The sequence below is a fragment of the Serratia sp. H1w genome (assembly GCF_000633355.1).
Taxonomy (GTDB): Bacteria; Pseudomonadota; Gammaproteobacteria; order Enterobacterales; family Enterobacteriaceae; genus Chania.
Map to the genome: position 1 here is coordinate 29,166 of NZ_AYMQ01000087.1, position 18,552 is coordinate 47,717.

Genomic DNA, 18,552 nt, shown 5'->3' on the forward strand with positions numbered 1-18,552 from the left:
AGTCATCCACCCGTGCGCTCCCGCTGGCGCATCACCAGCCACAGAAAATAGGGACCGCCAATCAGGCTGGTCATCAGACCTACCGGCATCTCTGCCGGGGCAACCAGCGTACGTGCCAGCGTATCGCTCACCAGCAGCAGGCAAGCGCCACCGAGGGCAGAGGCTGGCAACAACCAGCGGTGATCGCCCCCAAGCCGCATGCGCACCAGGTGTGGTACCACCAAACCAATAAAACCGATCACGCCACTCATGGCCACGGCAGCCCCAATCAACAAGGCGCTCAGCAAGAGTAATTGCAGTTTGGCGCGTTGCACATTCACCCCAAGGTAATGTGCTTCTTCATCGCCCAGCTGTAGCAAATTTAAACGGCGTGCCTGTAACAGCGTTAACAACGCGGTCGGCAGGATCAGCGAGGCGGCGACTACCAGAGTGGGCCACTGTGACTGGCTGAGGCTGCCCATCATCCAGAGTGAAAACTGCCGCAGTTGCTGATCGCTACTGAGGTAGGACAGCACGCCAATCGCCGCCATGCAAAGCGCATTGATGGCGATACCGGCCAGCAACAGCCGCGACAGGCTGCCGTGCCCGCTGCGACTGATACCGTAGATCAGTATCGACACCAGCAGGCTGCCAAGAAACGCCGCCAGCATGTGGCTATAAAGCGCGATTAGCGGGGGCAGGGCCAGTGGCATGACGATCACCAGAGCGACAAACAGTGCACCGCCGCTGCTGATGCCCAACAGGCTGGGATCGGCCAAGGGATTGCGAAACAGTCCCTGCATCACCGCACCGGAAACGGCCAGCGCACAGCCGATGACTACGGCCAACAGCACGCGCGGCAGGCGAATATTCAGCCAGATATGCCAGGAGGCATCGCTGAGTGGAGCTTGCCACAGGGTGCGAAATGACAGAGTCAACGCTCCCAGGTTGGCGGCTCCAAGCGCCAGAATGGTCAGCAGGATCAGCAGGCTGCCAATTGCCAGACGGGGAGAGGTTCGGCAACGCATTACTTTTGCTCCGCCGCTTTTCGCAACAGGCTGAGCGCCTGCGGCGTTTCCAGCCCAAAACCGAGCAGCGCCATATCATCAACGATCAGCACGCGGCGATTTTTCCCTGCTGGGGTCAGCGCGATGCCGGGCAACTGCCACAGATTTTCCTGGCCGCCGATGGAGTGAACGCCATCGGTCGTCACCAGCAGCAAGTCTGGTGCGCTGGCAATCACGCCCTCTTGTGACAGCGGACGGTAACGGCTGAAGCCTTGCATGGCATTTTGCAGCCCTGCGGCTCTGATGATGGCATCTGCCGCAGTTTGTTGGCCCGCGGCCATCGGGGTAATGCCGCCGTGGCTCATCACGAACAGCACCTTCACCGGCAGCGGGGTATGGGCGATGGCGGCCAACTGCTGCTGATAGCGCTCGGCCAACTGCTTGCCTTGGCTACTGCGGTTGACGGCCTCGGCGATCACGCTGATTTTTTCGGGTACCGCCTGTACGGTGGTATCACCAGGGACACGTACCACTTTCACACCGCTGTCTGCCAACTGCTTGAGCACCAGCGCGGGTTCTGCCAGTTCGGTAGTCAGGATCAGGGTGGGTTTCAGCGCCAGGATGCCCTCGGCATTCAGCTGACGCATATAGCCCACGTCGGGCAATTTCTGCACCACAGCAGGGTGCAGGCTGGTACTGTCTCGTGCCACAACTTCATCGCCCGCGCCCAGCGCGAAGGCAATTTCGGTCACGTCACCGCCTATCGAAACTATCCTCTCGGCCGCCGTGGCGGCCAATGGCAACGCCAGCGCGATACACAGCGCCAGGCGACGGGGCAATGAAGTTATCATGCGGCGACTTCCTTTGGTTCAAGTGCAGCAACCTGCTCACGCCACTGGAGCTGCTCCGGCTGGCCTTCGGTACGCTGTCCGTAGAGTTGGGCGATCTGGGTGCCATCGGCGGCGAACAGCTCCAGGCTGGTGACCATGCCATCTTTGGTTGGCTTGCGGGTGATCCAGCTTTCGGCAATCGCCCCTTCAATCAGGTGCAAGGTAAAGTGGCGGTTGAAGATGTTGACCCAGCCGTCCTGCGGCATCAGGCGTTCGATCTGGCCGGTAAAGATCTGCACGCAACCGCGGTTGCCGACGAAGATCATGATTTCGTTCTGCGCAGACTTGGCGGCTTCCAGAATGTCAGTCAGTGCGCTGTTGTCCACGAGATAGGCCAGATCGTTACCCACGGCACGGAAGGCCTGTTGACGGGTCAGGTCATTGCGGCTCAACAGTTGGAAGAACTGGTGAACATCGGTCATGGCGCGCCAGTCGGCATCGATTTTGGCGGCATCAGGGGCGCTGTTGCCCACTTTAACCTCGGCCGGTTGCAGTGCTAATTCCGGGTTCTCAGCGCTCTGGTGGCGTTCGACCAGGGCGAACCAGGCGGCGAGATCGGTTTCGTCGGTGGTGTAGACTTTGTGCAGTGCGTCGCCTTGATGATCAAAAAACTGAATGCTATGACGCACGCCGCGTTTGTTGGTTTCACTCAGGGCGAAAACGCTGGCCCATTGGTTGAGGAACAGGCGCAGATCCAGCTCACGTGGATTGAGGATCAGCCCGGCATGGCCATTGAGGTGTTGATTCTGGTAACGGCCAACCTGCTCGTGTACCGCGTAGCTGTTACGGGTTATGGATTTGGTGACACCGACCTGTTCCAGTTCGGTCAGCAGCGTGCGGGCATCGGCCTGCAGGCGGCGCGCATCGTGGCCAACGCGGGCGTGGGTCAGTTCGGCTTCGCTGATCTCAAACAGGTCAGCCAGATCGCGGGCATATTTACCTGGGTGATCAATTTTCGCCTGCTCATAACGTTGGTATAAGGTCTCGCTCATTATATTGCTTCCTGTACTGTGGGTGAGTTGCGGGCAACAAGGTGTGCCCGCTTTGGTTCAAAGGGTTACCACTGATAGCTGACCAGCAGTTTGGCGTTACGACCATCCTGCGGAATGCCCTGTGGTGAGTAATATTCTTTATCGAAGGCGTTGTCCAGTACCACGGTCGTGGTGACGCCCTGCAGGTTTTCGCGGCCTTTATAGCTCAGATAGAAATCGTTCACGCCATAGCCGGCCTGTTTGCTGTAGCCACTGGCCACATGGTTCGCACTCTGGGTAAAGGTGCCTACCCAGCCGGTAGACAAGCCGGTTTCGGCAATGGGGATATCCAGCACGCTGGTGACCGTATCCGGGTTGATACTCGGCAGCCAATCACCGGTCGCTTCATCTTTACCACGTGTACGGTTATAGGCCAGATCCAAACCGAACCACTGGGTTTTATAATTCAGCGAAGCATCCCAGCCCCAAATCTTGGCGCGATCGATATTGGTTGAGAAAGTGGTGCAACTGATGCAATACATACCGGTTGGGCCACGACCCAACTCCATGGTGACATCGGTGGTGATGTAATCGCGGGATTTGGTATCAAAGTAGCTGGCCTTGAATTGCAGGCTGTCATTGGCCATCAGCAAATCATCGAAGCGCAAGCCGAAGCCGTATTCCTGTGTGGCGTTGGTTTCCGGCTTCAGGTTCGGGTTAGGTACCCAATAGTTGGTGATGGTTGTTGGCCCCATTGGGATCGAGAAGTGCTTGGAGTCGTTGTACATCTCGCCCATGGTTGGTGCCCGGAACGCTTGGGCATAGGACGCGAACATCATCAACCAGTCGGTAGGTGTGACGCTCATTGCACCACGAGATGACCACCTGTCGGCGTTGACGTCGTCATAACCGTCGCTGGAGCCTTTATAGTTGTCGTAGCGGGTGCCGGCCAGGAAGGTGACAGGCAGATCGCGCAAAGTGATCTCATCTTGCAACCAGCCGGAAGCGAAGTTGATTTTGGCCTGCGGGAAGCTTTCAGTAGCGCCCCCTGGAGTCTGTTCCTGGCGGTAAGCTTCACTGCCATAGGTGAACAGGTGCGAAGCGAAACTGTCGGCAAACAGGCGGGTACGGTTTTCCAGCTTGCCACCCTTGGTAGTTTGCTTACGGGCTTCATCCGCGCTGCCGTCGGTATGCGCGTTAATCTCCACTTCGGAATAATATAGCTTGGCATCGGCATCCAGCCAATCTTGCCCGGTAGGTTTGAGCTTGTAGCCAACCTGAGCATCACGCTGAATGGTGGAGCGATCGGTCAGCAAATTACCGCTGGAAACATCCGGTGTCTGGGGGTTTTTGGGTTCCTGTGCCCGGTTGTTGTAGTAGCGCAGGTTACCGCTCAGTGACTGACTGTCGTCGATAGTCCAGGTGCCTTTGGCCAGCACGTTGCTGATAGTTTCATCATTCGGCGCGTTAAAACCATCGCCCTGACGAATATCACCGACATCGCGAGTGCCGAAAGAGATTAAACCATCGAGATCGTCGGTTTTACCGTAAGCGCTAGCACCCATACCAAGACTATGATCGCCACTGGCCGCGGTACCGAAGACACGGTAACCGGTGTTATGGCCCGGTAACAGCAGATCGGCTGCATCGACGGTCTCATAGGCGATCACGCCGCCGAGTGCACCACTGCCATACAGCAGTGCGGATGGGCCACGCACGACTTCAATACGTTTTACCAAACCAGGATCGATAAAGGTGCCATTGAGATGGCCGGTATCGGTGCCTTGACGAACACCGTCAACCAGGGTCAGCACGCCACGACGATCGTAGCCACGCATCGAGATGTCCTGTCCGTTACTCCGGCCAGTACCACTCACGGTAATACCCGGTACATGGCGCAGCATATCTCCGGCGGTTGTGGCGGTCTGGCTCTGAGGGCTGTTGCCGTCGATCACCGTCACCATCATCGGTGCTTCAAAGCTGCTGCGCTGATTACCGGTGGCAACCACGGTCATGGCGTCGTCTTTGTGGTTGAGTTGTTCCTTGGTGGTAGCTGTTGTCGCGCTGGTGTCGGTCTGGGCAAAAACCGCCGTCGGCAAAGCGCAGGCAATGGCCAGGCTTAATGCGGATAAACGCAGCCGGGAGGCAAAGATGGCAGGCATGTGGCAATTCTCCGTATGTTTTCAACATATCAATAGATTTGCTGGCTGCCTGGATCGCAAGATCGGGGTGGCTGGCGTTAATAAGGATTAAAGTGTTATTTGGTTAAGATCAATTTCCCTGCTTTGGTCTGACGCAACTGGTAGCGCTGTCCCTGATGGATGATCACCGCCAGCCCATCGCTGCCCAGCAGTTCGGCACTGTCAAAGCAGGGGGGTAAAGCTGTGTTTACACCGCCTTCAGGCGTGACCAACGCGTTATTGGACTGATGGGAATTATTAAGATTGTCCATATAATCAACCAGTGAATGGTAATTGATATCAAATTGATAATCATTATCATGTGAACGAAAGGTTACATCAAGGAAAATTTTCTTACCGATGGAACCTTTTTGTCGCAATGCTTACCGAAGCTGGATTGACGCGGGATGATTTGCTGACGAAAAGACTATTTCAACAGGGTTTCGATACGCCCGAACAGGCGCTCGGGTTTGGTGACGGGGGCAAAGCGCGTGATGCGCTCGCCATCGGCAGTGAGCAGGAATTTGGTGAAGTTCCACTTGATTCGTTGGCTGCCCAACAGGCCGGGAGCACGGCGTTTTAACTCGCTGAACAGGGGATGGGCCTGCGCGCCGTTGACGTCAATTTTGCTGAACAGCGGAAAGCTGACGCCGTAGTTGAGGGTGCAGAAATTGGCAATTTCCAGCGGATTGCCTGGCTCTTGCCCGCCAAACTGATTGCAGGGAAAGCCCAGCACCATCAAGCCGCGTGAACGATAAAACTGCCACAACTTCTCTAAGCCAGCATACTGCGGTGTAAAACCACACTTACTGGCGGTATTAACGATCAGATAGGCCCGCGCCGGAAAATCTGCCAGCGTTTTATGTTCCCCTTGCAGGGTGACGCAGGGGATGGACAGCAGTGAATGGCTCATAGGCAAAGGTTCCAGCTAAACGGGCGCGGTAAATGAACTGCGCCCGTCGTGAGATCAGAAACGAGTATCTACCGCATCGGCCAGCATAGCTAACAATTGCTCACTGTCCGACCAGCTCAGGCAAGGGTCGGTAATAGATTGTCCGTAGGTCAGCGATTGGCCAGCCACGATCTTCTGCGTACCTTCCACCAGGAAACTTTCCGCCATCACCCCGGCCACGGCCACGGAACCCGCACGGATCTGTTGGCAGACGTTTTCCGCGACTTCTAGCTGGCGGCGATGCAGTTTCTGGCAGTTGCCGTGGCTGAAATCGATCACCAACTGTTCGGGTAAATCGAACTCACGCAGGCTATCACAGGCGGCTACCACATCGGTCGCATGATAGTTTGGCGTCTTGCCGCCGCGCATGATGATATGACCATAAGGATTGCCGCTGGTTTGATAAATGGTCATCTGACCGGTTTTGTCCGGTGACAGGAACATATGACCGGCACGTGCGGCACGGATGGCATCAATGGCGATGCGGGTATTGCCGTCGGTACCATTTTTGAAACCGACCGGGCAGGAGAGCGCCGAGGCCATTTCACGGTGGATCTGGCTTTCGGTGGTACGAGCGCCAATCGCGCCCCAGCTAATCAGATCGGCAATATACTGGCCGATCACCATATCCAGGAACTCGGTCGCCGTTGGCAGACCGAGCTGGTTGACCGCCAACAGCAGCTTGCGGGCCATCTCAATGCCACGGTTGACCTGATAGCTGCCGTCCAGATCGGGATCGGAAATCAAACCTTTCCAGCCCACCACGGTACGCGGCTTTTCAAAATAGGTGCGCATCACGATTTCCAGGCGATCCTGATAACGCTCGCGCAGTACGTTAAGGCGGGTGGCGTAGTCCATCGCCGCATCCAGATCGTGAATGGAGCAGGGGCCAATCACCACTAACAGGCGCTTATCCTCGCCGGTCAGGATTTTTTCAATACGCTTACGTGACGCTGTCACGTTATCGGCTACCGACGCTGAGATCGGCAACTTTTCCGCCAACGCTTGCGGCGTGACCAAGCTGTCAATGCGCGCGGTCCGCAGTTCATCTGTTTTGTGCATGATTATCTCGAAAACTGTTCTTCGCTACGGCAGGAATACCGGGAAGTGATGGCGATCACAATAACGCAAAAACCGCTGAATTCAACCGGAGAGATGGTGATCTGCTGATTAAAACCGGAAAAAAAAGCACAAAAACGTGGGGCGGAGGTGATTGTTCCCCTCACCCCAACCCTCTCCCCAAGGAGAGGGAGCCAGTTCAGTGCTCTGTTCAAGATCGGTGCGAGTTTGCGACCTGTTCGGTGGAGAACGCCAGTCAGACGCAGGAGTTAATCTGTGGCACGTTCGGTCCCCTCTCCCTTTGGGAGAGGGTTAGGGTGAGGGGACGCTACCAATATCAAAACATCCTTCTGCTCATACCAAGGATATCGAGGATCTTGGTGGAGATCTCTTCTACCGAATAGTTGGTGGTATTGAGGTAGCGGATCTGGTTTTTGCGAAACAGCGCTTCAACTTCAGCAACTTCCATCCGGCACTGGCGCGGAGAGGAGTAACGGCTGTTCTCGCGGCGTTCCTCGCGGATGGCCGTTAGCCGTTCCGGGTTAATGGTCAAGCCAAACAATTTATGCTGAAACGGTTTCAGCGCGGCAGGTAGTTGCAAATTATCCATATCGTCGGCGGTAAACGGATAGTTGGCCGCGCGGATACCAAACTGCATCGCCAGATACAGGCTGGTGGGGGTTTTTCCGCAGCGAGATACGCCAAGCAGGATCACCTGTGCCTGATCGAGGTTGCGTAGCGAGATACCGTCATCATGAGCCAGGGTGTATTCAATGGCCGCGATCCGGGCGTCATACTTGCCCAGATTGTTTTCCGTCAGTCCATGTGTGCGATTGGGCACCGGCGTTGGATCCACCGCTAATTCGCCCTGCAGCGGGCCGACCAGCGCTTGCACGATATCTTGGCAGAACCCCTCACTTTGGGTGATCACCTGGCGCACTTCCGGCGAGATAATCGAGTAGAACACCAGCGGGCGCACCCCGGTCTGCTGGTAAATCTCATTGATCTGCTGGCAAACGCCCCGCGCACGCGCTTCGGTTTCCACAAAGGGCAGAGTGAAGGTGGTGGCCTTGACGGGAAACTGCGACAGCACCGCATGTCCCAATACTTCGGCGGTGATGGCCGTGCCATCCGAGATATAAAAAACGCTTCTTTCCACCTGTGGCTCCTTAACTGAACCTATTATCTGAGATGACTGATAGCAACATCATGGTCTGCATACCTACATATGGTAAAGAGGAGGGGGGAAATTTTGTGACGATGGGAATAATCAGCGCCAATAAATATAATTATCAAAACTTGGTTTTATTTTTTATAAAATGAGTTGTGTTATTTTAACGGCGTTTAGTGCGACCAATTGGTGTTATTTCCACCAAATCACCCACGTAAAACACGGGTATTTAAGCAAAAGTTTAAAGAATACATAATTTGTTGAATTGTAAGCTTTTAGCTATTTAGGGAACGATCCCTATTAAAAAAATGCCCGCTGGAATTCTCTTAATTGCTATTTTCTTCATTGGCTTGATCGATTCACCTTTCCATTGTCTATGGATCATTGTGCTAGTCTGGCTAGGTGCCGTTTTTGCGGTACGAGTCAAAAATCCGTCAATACCCTACTGATAGCAATAAGGATTGTCTCGATGTCTAACAATGGCCCAGACTTGCGTAATGTGCTTTGGTACAACCAGCTTGGCATGCACGACGTTGACCGTGTCGGGGGCAAAAATGCCTCCCTCGGTGAAATGATCACCAATCTTTCCGATTTGGGCGTGGCCGTACCCAACGGTTTTGCCACCACCGCCCAGGCATTTAACGATTTTCTTGAGCAAAGTGGGGTTAACCAGCGCATTTATCAGCTGCTGGATCAGACTGACGTTGACGATATTGCTCAACTGTCCAAGGCCGGTGCGCAAATTCGCCAATGGGTGATCGATACGCCTTTCCATGCGGAATTTGAACGAGAAATCACGCTGGCGTACCAGCAACTGTCCGAGGGTGAAAGCGAGGCTTCCTTCGCCGTGCGTTCTTCCGCCACGGCCGAAGATATGCCAGACGCCTCATTTGCCGGCCAGCAGGAAACCTTCCTCAACGTGCAGGGTATTGATGCGGTAATGGTGGCGATCAAACACGTCTTCGCCTCCCTGTTTAACGACCGGGCCATTTCTTACCGTGTGCATCAGGGTTACGATCACCGTGGCGTGGCGCTTTCCACCGGTGTGCAGCGTATGGTGCGCTCCGATCTGGCCTCTTCGGGCGTCATGTTTACCATTGATACCGAGTCCGGCTTTGATCAGGTGGTGTTTATTACCTCGGCGTTTGGCCTGGGTGAAATGGTGGTGCAAGGGGCGGTCAACCCGGATGAGTTCTATGTCCATAAGCCGACGCTGCTGAAGGGCAAGCCGGCCATTGTGCGCCGCAATATCGGCTCGAAAAAAATCCGCATGGTGTACGCACCTTCGCAGGATCACGGCAAGCAGGTACGCATTGAAGATGTGCCAGAAGAGCAACGCAATCGTTTCTCTTTGACCGATGATGAGGTACAGGCACTGGCGCATCAGGCATTACTGATTGAAAAACACTACGGCCGCCCGATGGATATCGAGTGGGCCAAAGATGGTCATACCGGCAAGTTGCTGATTGTCCAGGCTCGGCCAGAAACCGTGCGTTCCAATGAGCAGGTGATGGAACGCTACCAGTTGAACGGCAACAGCACCGTGCTGGTGGAAGGCCGCGCCATTGGCCATCGCATTGGGGCTGGTCCGGTGAAGGTCATCCACGATATCAGCGAAATGGATCGCATCCAGCCGGGCGACGTGCTGGTCACCGATATGACCGACCCGGATTGGGAACCGATCATGAAGAAGGCGTCGGCGATCGTCACCAACCGTGGCGGGCGCACCTGCCATGCGGCGATCATCGCTCGTGAGCTGGGGATCCCTGCCGTGGTCGGCTGTGGCCACGCCACAGACCTGCTGAAAGAAGGACAGAAAGTCACCGTCTCCTGCGCCGAAGGCGACACCGGGTTTGTCTACAGCGACATGCTGGAATTCAGCGTCCAAAGTTCGGAAGTCACCGAGCTGCCAGAGTTACCGTTGAAGATCATGATGAACGTCGGCAACCCGGACCGCGCGTTCGATTTCGCTCGCTTGCCGAATGAAGGCGTAGGGCTGGCCCGGTTGGAGTTTATTATCAATCGCATGATCGGCGTACACCCGCGTGCCCTGTTGGAATTTGACCAGCAAACCCCAGAGCTGCAGGCAGAAATCAAGACGCTGATGCAGGGTTATGACGATCCGGTTGAGTTCTATGTGGGTCGTTTGACCGAAGGGATCGCCACGCTGGGTGCCGCATTCTGGCCGAAGCGAGTGATCGTGCGCCTGTCTGATTTCAAATCTAACGAATACGCCAACCTGGTGGGAGGCGAGAAGTACGAGCCGCACGAAGAAAACCCGATGTTAGGTTTCCGTGGCGCGGGTCGTTATGTGGCGGATAGCTTCCGCGACTGCTTCGCCATGGAGTGCGCCGCGATGAAGCGGGTGCGTAACGAAATGGGGCTGACCAACGTTGAGGTGATGGTGCCATTTGTGCGTACCGTGGCTCAGGCGGAGGCCGTAGTGGCGGAGCTGGGGCGTCAGGGGCTGAAGCGCGGCGAGAACGGGCTGAAAGTGATCATGATGTGCGAGATCCCGTCCAACGCCTTGCTGGCCGATCAGTTCCTTGAGCACTTCGATGGCTTCTCTATCGGCTCCAATGATATGACGCAGCTGACGCTGGGGCTGGATCGCGATTCCGGCGTAGTCTCTGAGCTGTTTGATGAGCGTAACGAGGCGGTCAAGGCGCTGCTTTCCATGGCGATCCAGGCGGCCAAGCGTCACGGCAAATATGTTGGGATCTGTGGGCAAGGCCCGTCAGACCATGCAGACTTTGCCGAGTGGTTGATGGATCAGGGGATCGATAGCCTGTCGCTGAACCCGGATACCGTGGTGCAAACCTGGGTAAATCTGTCGCAAAGAAAATAAACCTGCATCACCACGCCTGTTGAAAACATAAAACCGCCGGTTAATCCTGGCGGTTTTTTTATCTTGGCTGGTTTTTTTAAATAAAAAAAAGCCCATCAAAGACGGGCAAAGACTACACACAGCAATTCAGAGATACGGGTTAGCTTGTAGGGGTCTTAACTGAAAAACAATGACTGCAACACAATGATTTTCAGCAAGATAGAGTTTTATACTAGGCAGTTATCCGGCGCGCGTCATTAAGAATCGTCCCAATAAAATTGACCGACTGGCTGCAATAACAGGCATTTGAATTACAGGTATTATTGATGCAGGCAGGCCAAGCGAATAATGAACGGGAAGAGGAATATGGCGTTAGTCGCCTGCCCAGTGGCTGGGCAGGCGATGCAGGGATTACAGCTGTTCTAAATCTTTGGCTACTTCTTCCAGATCGGCGGTCGGTTCCGGGGCTTCGTTGACCCAGGCGCTCACCAAGCGATAAGAGACTGCCAATACCACCGGGCCGATAAACAGGCCAATCATGCCGAAGGCCAACAGGCCACCGATGACGCCAGACAGGATCAGTATCAGCGGCAGATCGGCACCCATGCGGATTAGCGCCGGGCGCAGGAAGTTATCCAACGTCCCGACCACGCAGCTCCACACTAATAGCACGGTGCCCCAGGTGGTGTCTCCGGTCCAGTACAGCCAGATAATCGCCGGGATCAGCACCAGCAATGGCCCCAGTTGGGCGAGACAGAAGATGAACATCACTACGGTCAGCAAGGTGGCCGCTGGGATGCCTGAAATAGCCAGCCCAATTCCGCCCAGGATTGACTGCACCAATGCCGTCACCACCACACCCAATGCGACCGCGCGGATCGCTTGGCTGGCCAGTAACACGGCCGCGTCGCCGCGATTGGCAGCAAGGCGTATGGCAAAATGGCGGATTGCCATGGCTACCTGCTCACCACGGGCGTACAGCAAGGCACTGAACAACAGCATCAGCGAACAGTGGATCAGGAAACGGCCAATATGTGCCGCCTGGGTGACGACCCAAGTGGCGGTTTGGCCAAAGTAAGGTTGTATTTTGGCTATCAGGGCGTTACCACCGGTGTTCACCAACAGATGATAGCTGTTATAGAATTTGTGCCCGATCAGCGGAATGGAACGCAGCCACTCTAACTGTGGTGCGTGGATCTGGCCCGGGGCGTTCACCCATGCCACGATTGGAGCACTGTTATCCACCACGCTGCTGATCAGCAGGGCAATCGGCAGCACGAACAGCAATAGCAGCAGGATGGTCATGGCCGCTACGGCCAGTGACCGACGACCCCACAGCAGCTGTTGTAGCTTGATCAATACCGGCCAAGTGGCGATCACCACCATCGCCGCCCAGGCAAAGCCCAGAATAAACGGTTGAACGACCCAAAAACAGGCGACGATCATAATGGCGATAAACAGCACGCCAAAAATTATCGTCGGTAAATCGTAGCGGCGTTGCGGTTGTGTCATGTATGCGATTTCATCCTAGTGAGTTGAGTCCTTGGTACCCTTTCATCATGGAGCATTTTTGGTAACTTTCACAGTTAGCCGCACATTTTGCCGCGAATTGCCATCTGCGGTACAGCCTTTCATTGATTAGCGGGGCAAATAATTCAGGTGGGGTCAACGGGCTTGCTGCTGGGCGGACCAGCCTGCGATCCAGGCTGGTTGATGGTCGAGACTCTCTGGCGGGGAAGGGCTATTGGCCGTAATAGGCTTTGGCGCCGTGCTTACGTAAGTAGTGTTTGTCTAACAGCGTGGCTTGCATTGCCGGAACCTGGGGGCTGAGCTGTTGGGTAAACAGATTCATATAGGCGATTTCCTCCAGCACCACGGCATTGTGTACCGCGCTGGCGGCATCTTTGCCCCAGCTGAACGGACCATGGCTGTTGACCAACACTGCCGGGATCTCATTAGGGTTGATGCCGAGCTGCTGAAACGTCTCGATGATGACCTGACCGGTTTCATGCTCGTATTCGCCTGCGATCTCCTCATCGTGCATCAGACGGGTGCAGGGAATGGTGCCGTAGAAATAGTCTGCATGGGTGGTGCCTAATGCTGAAAGCGATTTGCCTGCCTGCGCCCAGATGGTGGCGTGGCGGGAATGGGTGTGGACGATGCCGCCAATGTCGGGGAAGGCTTGATACAACGCGAGGTGGGTTGCGGTATCCGAAGAGGGCTTTTTATTCCCCTCCACGACTCTCCCGCTAGCCAGTTCAACCACCACCATATCTGTCACCTGCATGGTGCTGTATTCCACCCCGGAAGGCTTAATTACCATTAACCCCGCCTGGCGATCGATACCGCTGACATTCCCCCAGGTAAATGTCACCAATTGATGTTCAGGCAATAATAAATTTGCCTCAAAAACCTGCTGCTTTAATTGCTGTAACATAATTCACCTCGTGAGATATTTGTCGATTGGTGGGGGATACCACCAAAGCTGGCTCTGTGCATTCAGGCAAGGGTGTTGGCCTTAATAAAATGCGATTGCCGGGAAATAAATAACAAAGCCTGTTGTCGTCTCTGGCTAAAATACTGTGCTTGTTGGCAGGATTAAAGCGAGTGAGGTGTTCGAAAAGAATAAATGGTTAGATTTGGGTGTACTCGGTCACATTCGGGCATTGTTTTGTTGTTTGAGTGTGCCCGTTTGTTTTTGATAAAGACTTTTATTGACGCCTGATACTCTGTTTTATGTGACTATTATTGCAATTTTAGTGTATGTAATTTTGTTTGTTGCATGATTTAGTGATTTTTATCACATAATAGTCGGTAGAAAAGGCAGGTAAATCGTTTCTTGAATTGAGTCACTTTCATACCGAGTAAAAAATATCATTATAGCGTTAAGCCAATCTCGCTATTTTTAAAGGGATATCATGTTGCAAGCCGAACGTTATAAGCTCATTTGTAGCCACGTACAACAACAGGGTTCTGCTTTGGTAACTGAGTTATCCGTGGTCTGTCAGGTATCCCCTGAAACGATCCGCCGGGATTTGCGGGTGTTGGAAAAGAACAAGAAGCTGATCCGCAGCTTTGGCGGGGCCGTGGCTCTGGACGTACACGACGTACCGGTGCTTGACCACTGGGAGAGTACGGCGGTGTCAAACAGCGTCGATCAGGCGGAAAGCTTTCGCAAAAGAACGGAAGAACACCCTGATATCAAGATGAAAATTGCCAAGTCCGCGCTGCAATTTATCCATCCGGGTGACTGCATCCTGCTGGATAACAGCAGTACCTGCTGGTTTTTGGCCCGACAGATCCCGGATATCGACATCACCGTGGTCACCAACTCGGTCAAAATCATTCAGGCCCTGGCCTGCCGCGACAAGATCCGCGTGATTGGCATCGGTGGAGAATACTCAAGAAGGCATGATGATTTTCATGGCCCGGTGGCCGAAAGCGCGCTGAGAAACTTCCAGATCAATACTTTTTTCTTCTCGTGCCAAGGGCTGAATCAGGAACATGGCATCCGTGACGGTAATGAAATTAACGCCAGATTAAAACAGGTCATGTTACAGGTGTCGGAGAAAAAGATCCTGCTGGCGGGTTCTAGCAAGTTCGAACAATATTCATTTTGTCGCATATGTATGTTGGATGAAGTTGATATTTTGATTACCAATAAACTCGTCTCACCTAAATACCGTGGGGATAATCCAGGATTGGAAATTATCGAAGCCCAAAAGTAAGCCGTTATTAAGGAAGTGACGGTGACGATATCACCATTATTGTGCTCAGCAATAAAATAGTGTCAACACCAGTGTCAGTTAAATAGTTAAGTAAAAATAATATAAATCCCGAGGGCTTAAACTCGCCGCCTGAATAGCAATAATCTGGTTGGCGGTAAAGCCGGGAACCCTACTGCTTAAATAAAATTCTGCCGAGGATCGTCTTATGAAAAAAGCACTCTTACCTTGCCTGATCGCCACGTTGATTACCGCTCATTCCGCCTGGGCCGAGGATGCCGTGGCGGTGCAAAAAGCCAATAAGCCTTTCACCATGGGCGTGGTGGTTAAAGTGGGTGGCATTCCCTGGTTTAACGTGATGGAACAGGGCATCAAAGAGGAAGGCAAGGCTCTGGGCGTCAACGCCTGGCAGGTGGGGCCAACCACCGCCGATCCGGCAGAGCAGGTGCGGGCGATCGAGGACCTGATCGCTAAAAAGGTCGATGTGATTGGGGTGGTCCCTAACGACGCCAAGGTGCTGGAGCCGGTACTCAAACGCGCTCAGGAAGCCGGGATCAAGGTGATCACCCATGAATCCCCAGGCCAAGTGAACGCGGACTGGGATTTCGAACTGTTGGATACCCAGAGCATGGGGGCCAATCATATGAAAGATATGGCGCAGTGCATGGGGGAAGAAGGCAAGTACGCCATGTTTGTCGGCAGCCTGACGGTGCCGTTGGTGAACGAGTGGGCCGATGCGGCAATCGCCTATCAGAAAGCGAATTATCCGAAGATGACCCTGGTTGAGGATCGTTTTGGCGTGGCAGAGTCGGTCGATGACTCCATGCGTACCGCCAACGACCTGCTGTCCAAGCACAAAGATCTGAAAGGGATCATGTCATTCGGTTCACAAGGGCCGATCGGCGCGGGACGTGCCATCGACAAACGTAAGAAGAACGACACCACCTGCGTGTTTGGTACCTTCACGCCGGGCCAGGGTATCAAACTGCTGGAGAAAGGCGCTATCGACGGCGGCTATATCTCCAACCCAATGCTGGCGGGCAAGGTCTTTGTACAGGTGGCTACCGCCATGATGAACGGTGAGCCGATCAAGGATGGCGGCAAGCTGGGTGGCATGGGAGACATCAAAATCAAAGGCAATACCCTTCTCAGCAACAATCCGGAAAAACTGGACGTGGAAAACACCAAGCGGTTGGTCAAGCTTGGCCTGTAAACACGGGTAATGTGACATTGCCGGGCAACCGTTTTGCCCGGCATCTTGGTTATTGCAGGGAACGGTATGATGAGTCAACTTTCTGATACTGATAATAAAGTTCCATTGATCACGCTGAAGGCACTGTCAAAAAGCTTCGGGGGGCATCAGGCGCTGAAAAATATCACGCTGACCCTCAACCAGGGAGAGGTGCATTGCCTGGCAGGGGCCAATGGCTGTGGTAAAAGCACGCTGATTAAAACCATCAGCGGTGTCTATGCTCCCGACGCGGGCAGCGAAATTTGCATCGGTGATAAAACCTATAGCCGCCTGACGCCGGGGCGCGCGCGTGATTTAGGCATCCAGGTGATCTATCAGGATCTGTCATTGTTCCCCAACCTGACGGTGGCAGAAAATATCGCGTTTGAATACAACCTGAACGGCTATCTGGGCTGGTTCAGCAAGCGCAAACTCCAGGCCAAAGCCCGGCAAATCCTTGATGAGCTGGCCTTCAATATCGATCCCGATGCGCTAGTACAGCATTTGCCCATCGCCCAGCGTCAGCAGATCGCGATTTGCCGCGCCCTGGTGGCACAGGCGCGTCTGGTGATTATGGATGAGCCGACCGCTTCGCTGACGCGTACCGAGGTCAATCAGCTGCTGCGTACGGTGAACTATCTGCGGGATAAGAATATAACCGTGGTGTTTGTCAGCCACCGGCTGGATGAAGTGAAAGAGATTTCAGACCGTATCACGGTGATCCGTGACGGCGAAAAAGTGGGTACCTGGGAGGCGCAGGAGTTATCGACCGGGCGTATTACCGAATTGATGACCGGGCTGACCATCGTCCATGAGCAAAAACCGCCAAATGCCGAGTTGGGCAAGGTGGTGATGCAACTGGATAAGCTGAGCCGCAAAGGCCAGTTTCAGGACGTTTCATTCAGCCTGCATCGCGGTGAAGTGTTGGGTCTGTGTGGCCTGTTGGGGGCAGGGCGTACCGAACTGGCGCTCAGCCTGTTTGGCATCACGCATCCAGACAGCGGCGAACTGCATATCGAAGGCAAAAAAGTCCGCATCAAAAACAACACCCAGGCGATTGAGCTGGGGATTGGCTACGTCTCTGAAGATCGCCTGACGCTGGGAGCGGTGTTATCCCAGTCGGTGGCCGACAACATGGTGCTCTCCATTCTCAAACGTATTCAGACACCGTGGTACCTGATTGATGAGGCACACAAGGATGAACTGGTGCAGCAGTGGATCAAGGATCTGGATATCAAGGTGAGTAACCCAGACAACGCGCTGTCCACCTTATCCGGGGGCAACCAGCAGAAAGTGGTGTTGGCGAAATGGATCCTGACCCGGCCTAAAATCCTGATCCTGGATGCGCCAACGGTGGGGGTAGATATCGGCGCCAAAGACAGTATCTACAAACTGATCCATCGCCTGTCCGGCGTAGGTATCGCGGTGCTGCTGATATCCGACGAAGTTCCCGAGGTTTACTACAACTGCGACCGCATTTTGCACATGTCGCAGGGGCGGATCGTCAATGAACTGATCCCCGGCCAGATGAGTGAGCAACAGCTTGCGGAGGCGATTAATGGTTAATGTAAACTGGCTTAAGCCGAGTTCTGTCGAGGGATGGTTGGGCTGGGTGATCGCCATCATGCTGGTGCTGTTTTCTCTGCTCAGCAGCGAATTTCTCTCGTTGCAAAATCTGCTGGATTTAAGTGAAAGCTACGCGGTTACCGGCATTTTTGCGCTCGGTTTGTTTGTGGTGCTGGTCACCGGCGGAATTGATATTTCCTTTGCGGCGGTAGCCTCGGTAGTGCAGTACGCGGTGGCTTCGCTGCTGATGCACGATTTAGTGACCAACCCGGTCTGGTGCCTGCTGAGCGCGGTAGCGATTGGCATGACGCTGGGTATGGTCAACGCCATCTTGATCTACTCGCTGAATATCGTCTCGATCATTATCACCATCAGTATGCAGTCGCTGCTGTTTGGCCTGCTGATGTGGGTTACCGGCGGTCAGAGCATTTATGACCTGCCAGACTGGTGGATTGCCCAGCGATCCGTCCTGCCTTTCAGCTTTGGCGGCGAAAGCTATCAGATCGGTTTACCGCTGGTGGTGATGCTGGCTATCGCACTGCTAACCCTGTTGTTGCTGACGAAAACCCATATCGGCCGCCAACTGTACGCGGTGGGCGGCAGCCCTGAATCGGCCCGGCGCATCGGTATCCGTGTGGTGCTGGTGTATCTGTTTGCCTATGGCTATCTCGGTGCCACCGCGGCGATTGGCGGCATGTTGCAGGTGTATCGGATGAGCGAAGTGGTGCCTAGCGCACTGGTGGGAGGCGAACTGGATGTGTTGGCCGCAGCGGTGCTTGGCGGTGCCAGCCTGTCCGGCGGGCGCGGAACGGTGATCGGGACGCTGATGGGGGTGTTCCTGATCGGCATCCTGAAAAACGGCCTGAACCTGATTGGCGTATCCAGCTATTTCGTCAATATCGTGATTGGCATGGTGATCGTGGCGGCGATATGCGTCACGCATTATAAGAAACGCAAAGAAACCGATGTCGGTTTCGTCTGACAGGGGCCAAAG

The 18,552-nt window shown here is 54.4% G+C and carries 15 protein-coding genes; 5 read left to right on the plus strand and 10 right to left on the minus strand.

The window, feature by feature from the left end; genetic code table 11:
- Positions 1-2 precede the first annotated feature (2 nt).
- The 8 genes from U869_RS0119920 to U869_RS0119955 form a co-directional block, all read right to left on the minus strand.
- Positions 3-1,007: an iron ABC transporter permease gene (locus U869_RS0119920; protein ID WP_025119752.1), complete on the minus strand. Its 1,005-nt coding sequence runs from the start codon at positions 1,005-1,007 to the stop codon at positions 3-5.
- Entirely contained in the window at positions 1,007-1,837 is an 831-nt protein-coding gene (locus tag U869_RS0119925; protein ID WP_025119751.1) for a hemin ABC transporter substrate-binding protein, read from the minus strand. Before U869_RS0119925 ends, U869_RS0119920 begins: the two co-directional genes overlap by 1 nt.
- Positions 1,834-2,868 (minus strand): hemin-degrading factor, encoded by a 1,035-nt coding sequence (locus tag U869_RS0119930; RefSeq protein WP_025119750.1) that lies wholly within the window; start codon positions 2,866-2,868, stop codon positions 1,834-1,836. The genes U869_RS0119925 and U869_RS0119930 overlap by 4 nt, the downstream gene beginning before the upstream one ends.
- Before the next feature lie 65 nt (positions 2,869-2,933).
- Positions 2,934-5,009 (minus strand): TonB-dependent hemoglobin/transferrin/lactoferrin family receptor, encoded by a 2,076-nt coding sequence (locus tag U869_RS0119935; RefSeq protein ID WP_025119749.1) that lies wholly within the window; start codon positions 5,007-5,009, stop codon positions 2,934-2,936.
- A gap of 95 nt (positions 5,010-5,104) precedes the next feature.
- Positions 5,105-5,299, minus strand: a complete 195-nt coding sequence (gene hemP / locus U869_RS29565) for a hemin uptake protein HemP (RefSeq protein WP_025119748.1) — start codon at positions 5,297-5,299, stop codon at positions 5,105-5,107.
- Positions 5,300-5,454: 155 nt separating this feature from the next.
- A complete protein-coding gene (locus U869_RS0119945) occupies positions 5,455-5,940 on the minus strand; it encodes a glutathione peroxidase (protein ID WP_025119747.1) in 486 nt (161 codons plus the stop codon).
- A 54-nt stretch (positions 5,941-5,994) separates the two neighbouring features.
- Positions 5,995-7,041: a 3-deoxy-7-phosphoheptulonate synthase gene (locus U869_RS0119950; protein WP_025119746.1), complete on the minus strand. Its 1,047-nt coding sequence runs from the start codon at positions 7,039-7,041 to the stop codon at positions 5,995-5,997.
- A 334-nt stretch (positions 7,042-7,375) separates the two neighbouring features.
- Positions 7,376-8,197 carry a pyruvate, water dikinase regulatory protein gene (locus U869_RS0119955; RefSeq protein ID WP_025119745.1) on the minus strand — a complete coding sequence of 274 codons (822 nt, stop codon included), beginning with the start codon at positions 8,195-8,197 and terminating at the stop codon, positions 7,376-7,378.
- Between the two features lie 481 nt (positions 8,198-8,678).
- Between U869_RS0119955 and ppsA the strand changes: the two genes are divergently transcribed.
- Complete coding sequence (gene ppsA / locus U869_RS0119960) at positions 8,679-11,057, plus strand: phosphoenolpyruvate synthase (protein WP_025119744.1); 2,379 nt, start codon at positions 8,679-8,681, stop codon at positions 11,055-11,057.
- A 390-nt stretch (positions 11,058-11,447) separates the two neighbouring features.
- Here ppsA and ydiK read toward each other — a convergent pair whose 3' ends face one another.
- Together ydiK and araD are read right to left on the minus strand one after the other, a co-directional pair.
- Complete coding sequence (gene ydiK, locus U869_RS0119965; RefSeq protein ID WP_025119743.1) at positions 11,448-12,548, minus strand: AI-2E family transporter YdiK; 1,101 nt, start codon at positions 12,546-12,548, stop codon at positions 11,448-11,450.
- Positions 12,549-12,777: 229 nt separating this feature from the next.
- The gene (gene araD, locus U869_RS0119970; protein WP_025119742.1) at positions 12,778-13,473 is read right to left on the minus strand and encodes an L-ribulose-5-phosphate 4-epimerase; all 696 of its coding nucleotides are present in this window, start codon (positions 13,471-13,473) and stop codon (positions 12,778-12,780) included.
- A 481-nt stretch (positions 13,474-13,954) separates the two neighbouring features.
- Here araD and U869_RS0119975 point away from each other — a divergent pair, with 481 nt between their 5' ends.
- From U869_RS0119975 to U869_RS0119990, 4 genes are all read left to right on the plus strand, one after another.
- Complete coding sequence (locus U869_RS0119975; RefSeq protein ID WP_025119741.1) at positions 13,955-14,764, plus strand: DeoR/GlpR family DNA-binding transcription regulator; 810 nt, start codon at positions 13,955-13,957, stop codon at positions 14,762-14,764.
- Positions 14,765-14,969: 205 nt separating this feature from the next.
- Entirely contained in the window at positions 14,970-15,974 is a 1,005-nt protein-coding gene (locus U869_RS0119980) for a substrate-binding domain-containing protein (protein WP_025119740.1), read from the plus strand.
- A 69-nt stretch (positions 15,975-16,043) separates the two neighbouring features.
- A complete protein-coding gene (locus U869_RS0119985) occupies positions 16,044-17,558 on the plus strand; it encodes a sugar ABC transporter ATP-binding protein (RefSeq protein ID WP_025119739.1) in 1,515 nt (504 codons plus the stop codon).
- Positions 17,551-18,540: an ABC transporter permease gene (locus tag U869_RS0119990; RefSeq protein ID WP_025119738.1), complete on the plus strand. Its 990-nt coding sequence runs from the start codon at positions 17,551-17,553 to the stop codon at positions 18,538-18,540. The genes U869_RS0119985 and U869_RS0119990 overlap by 8 nt, the downstream gene beginning before the upstream one ends.
- Positions 18,541-18,552: the final 12 nt, after the last annotated feature.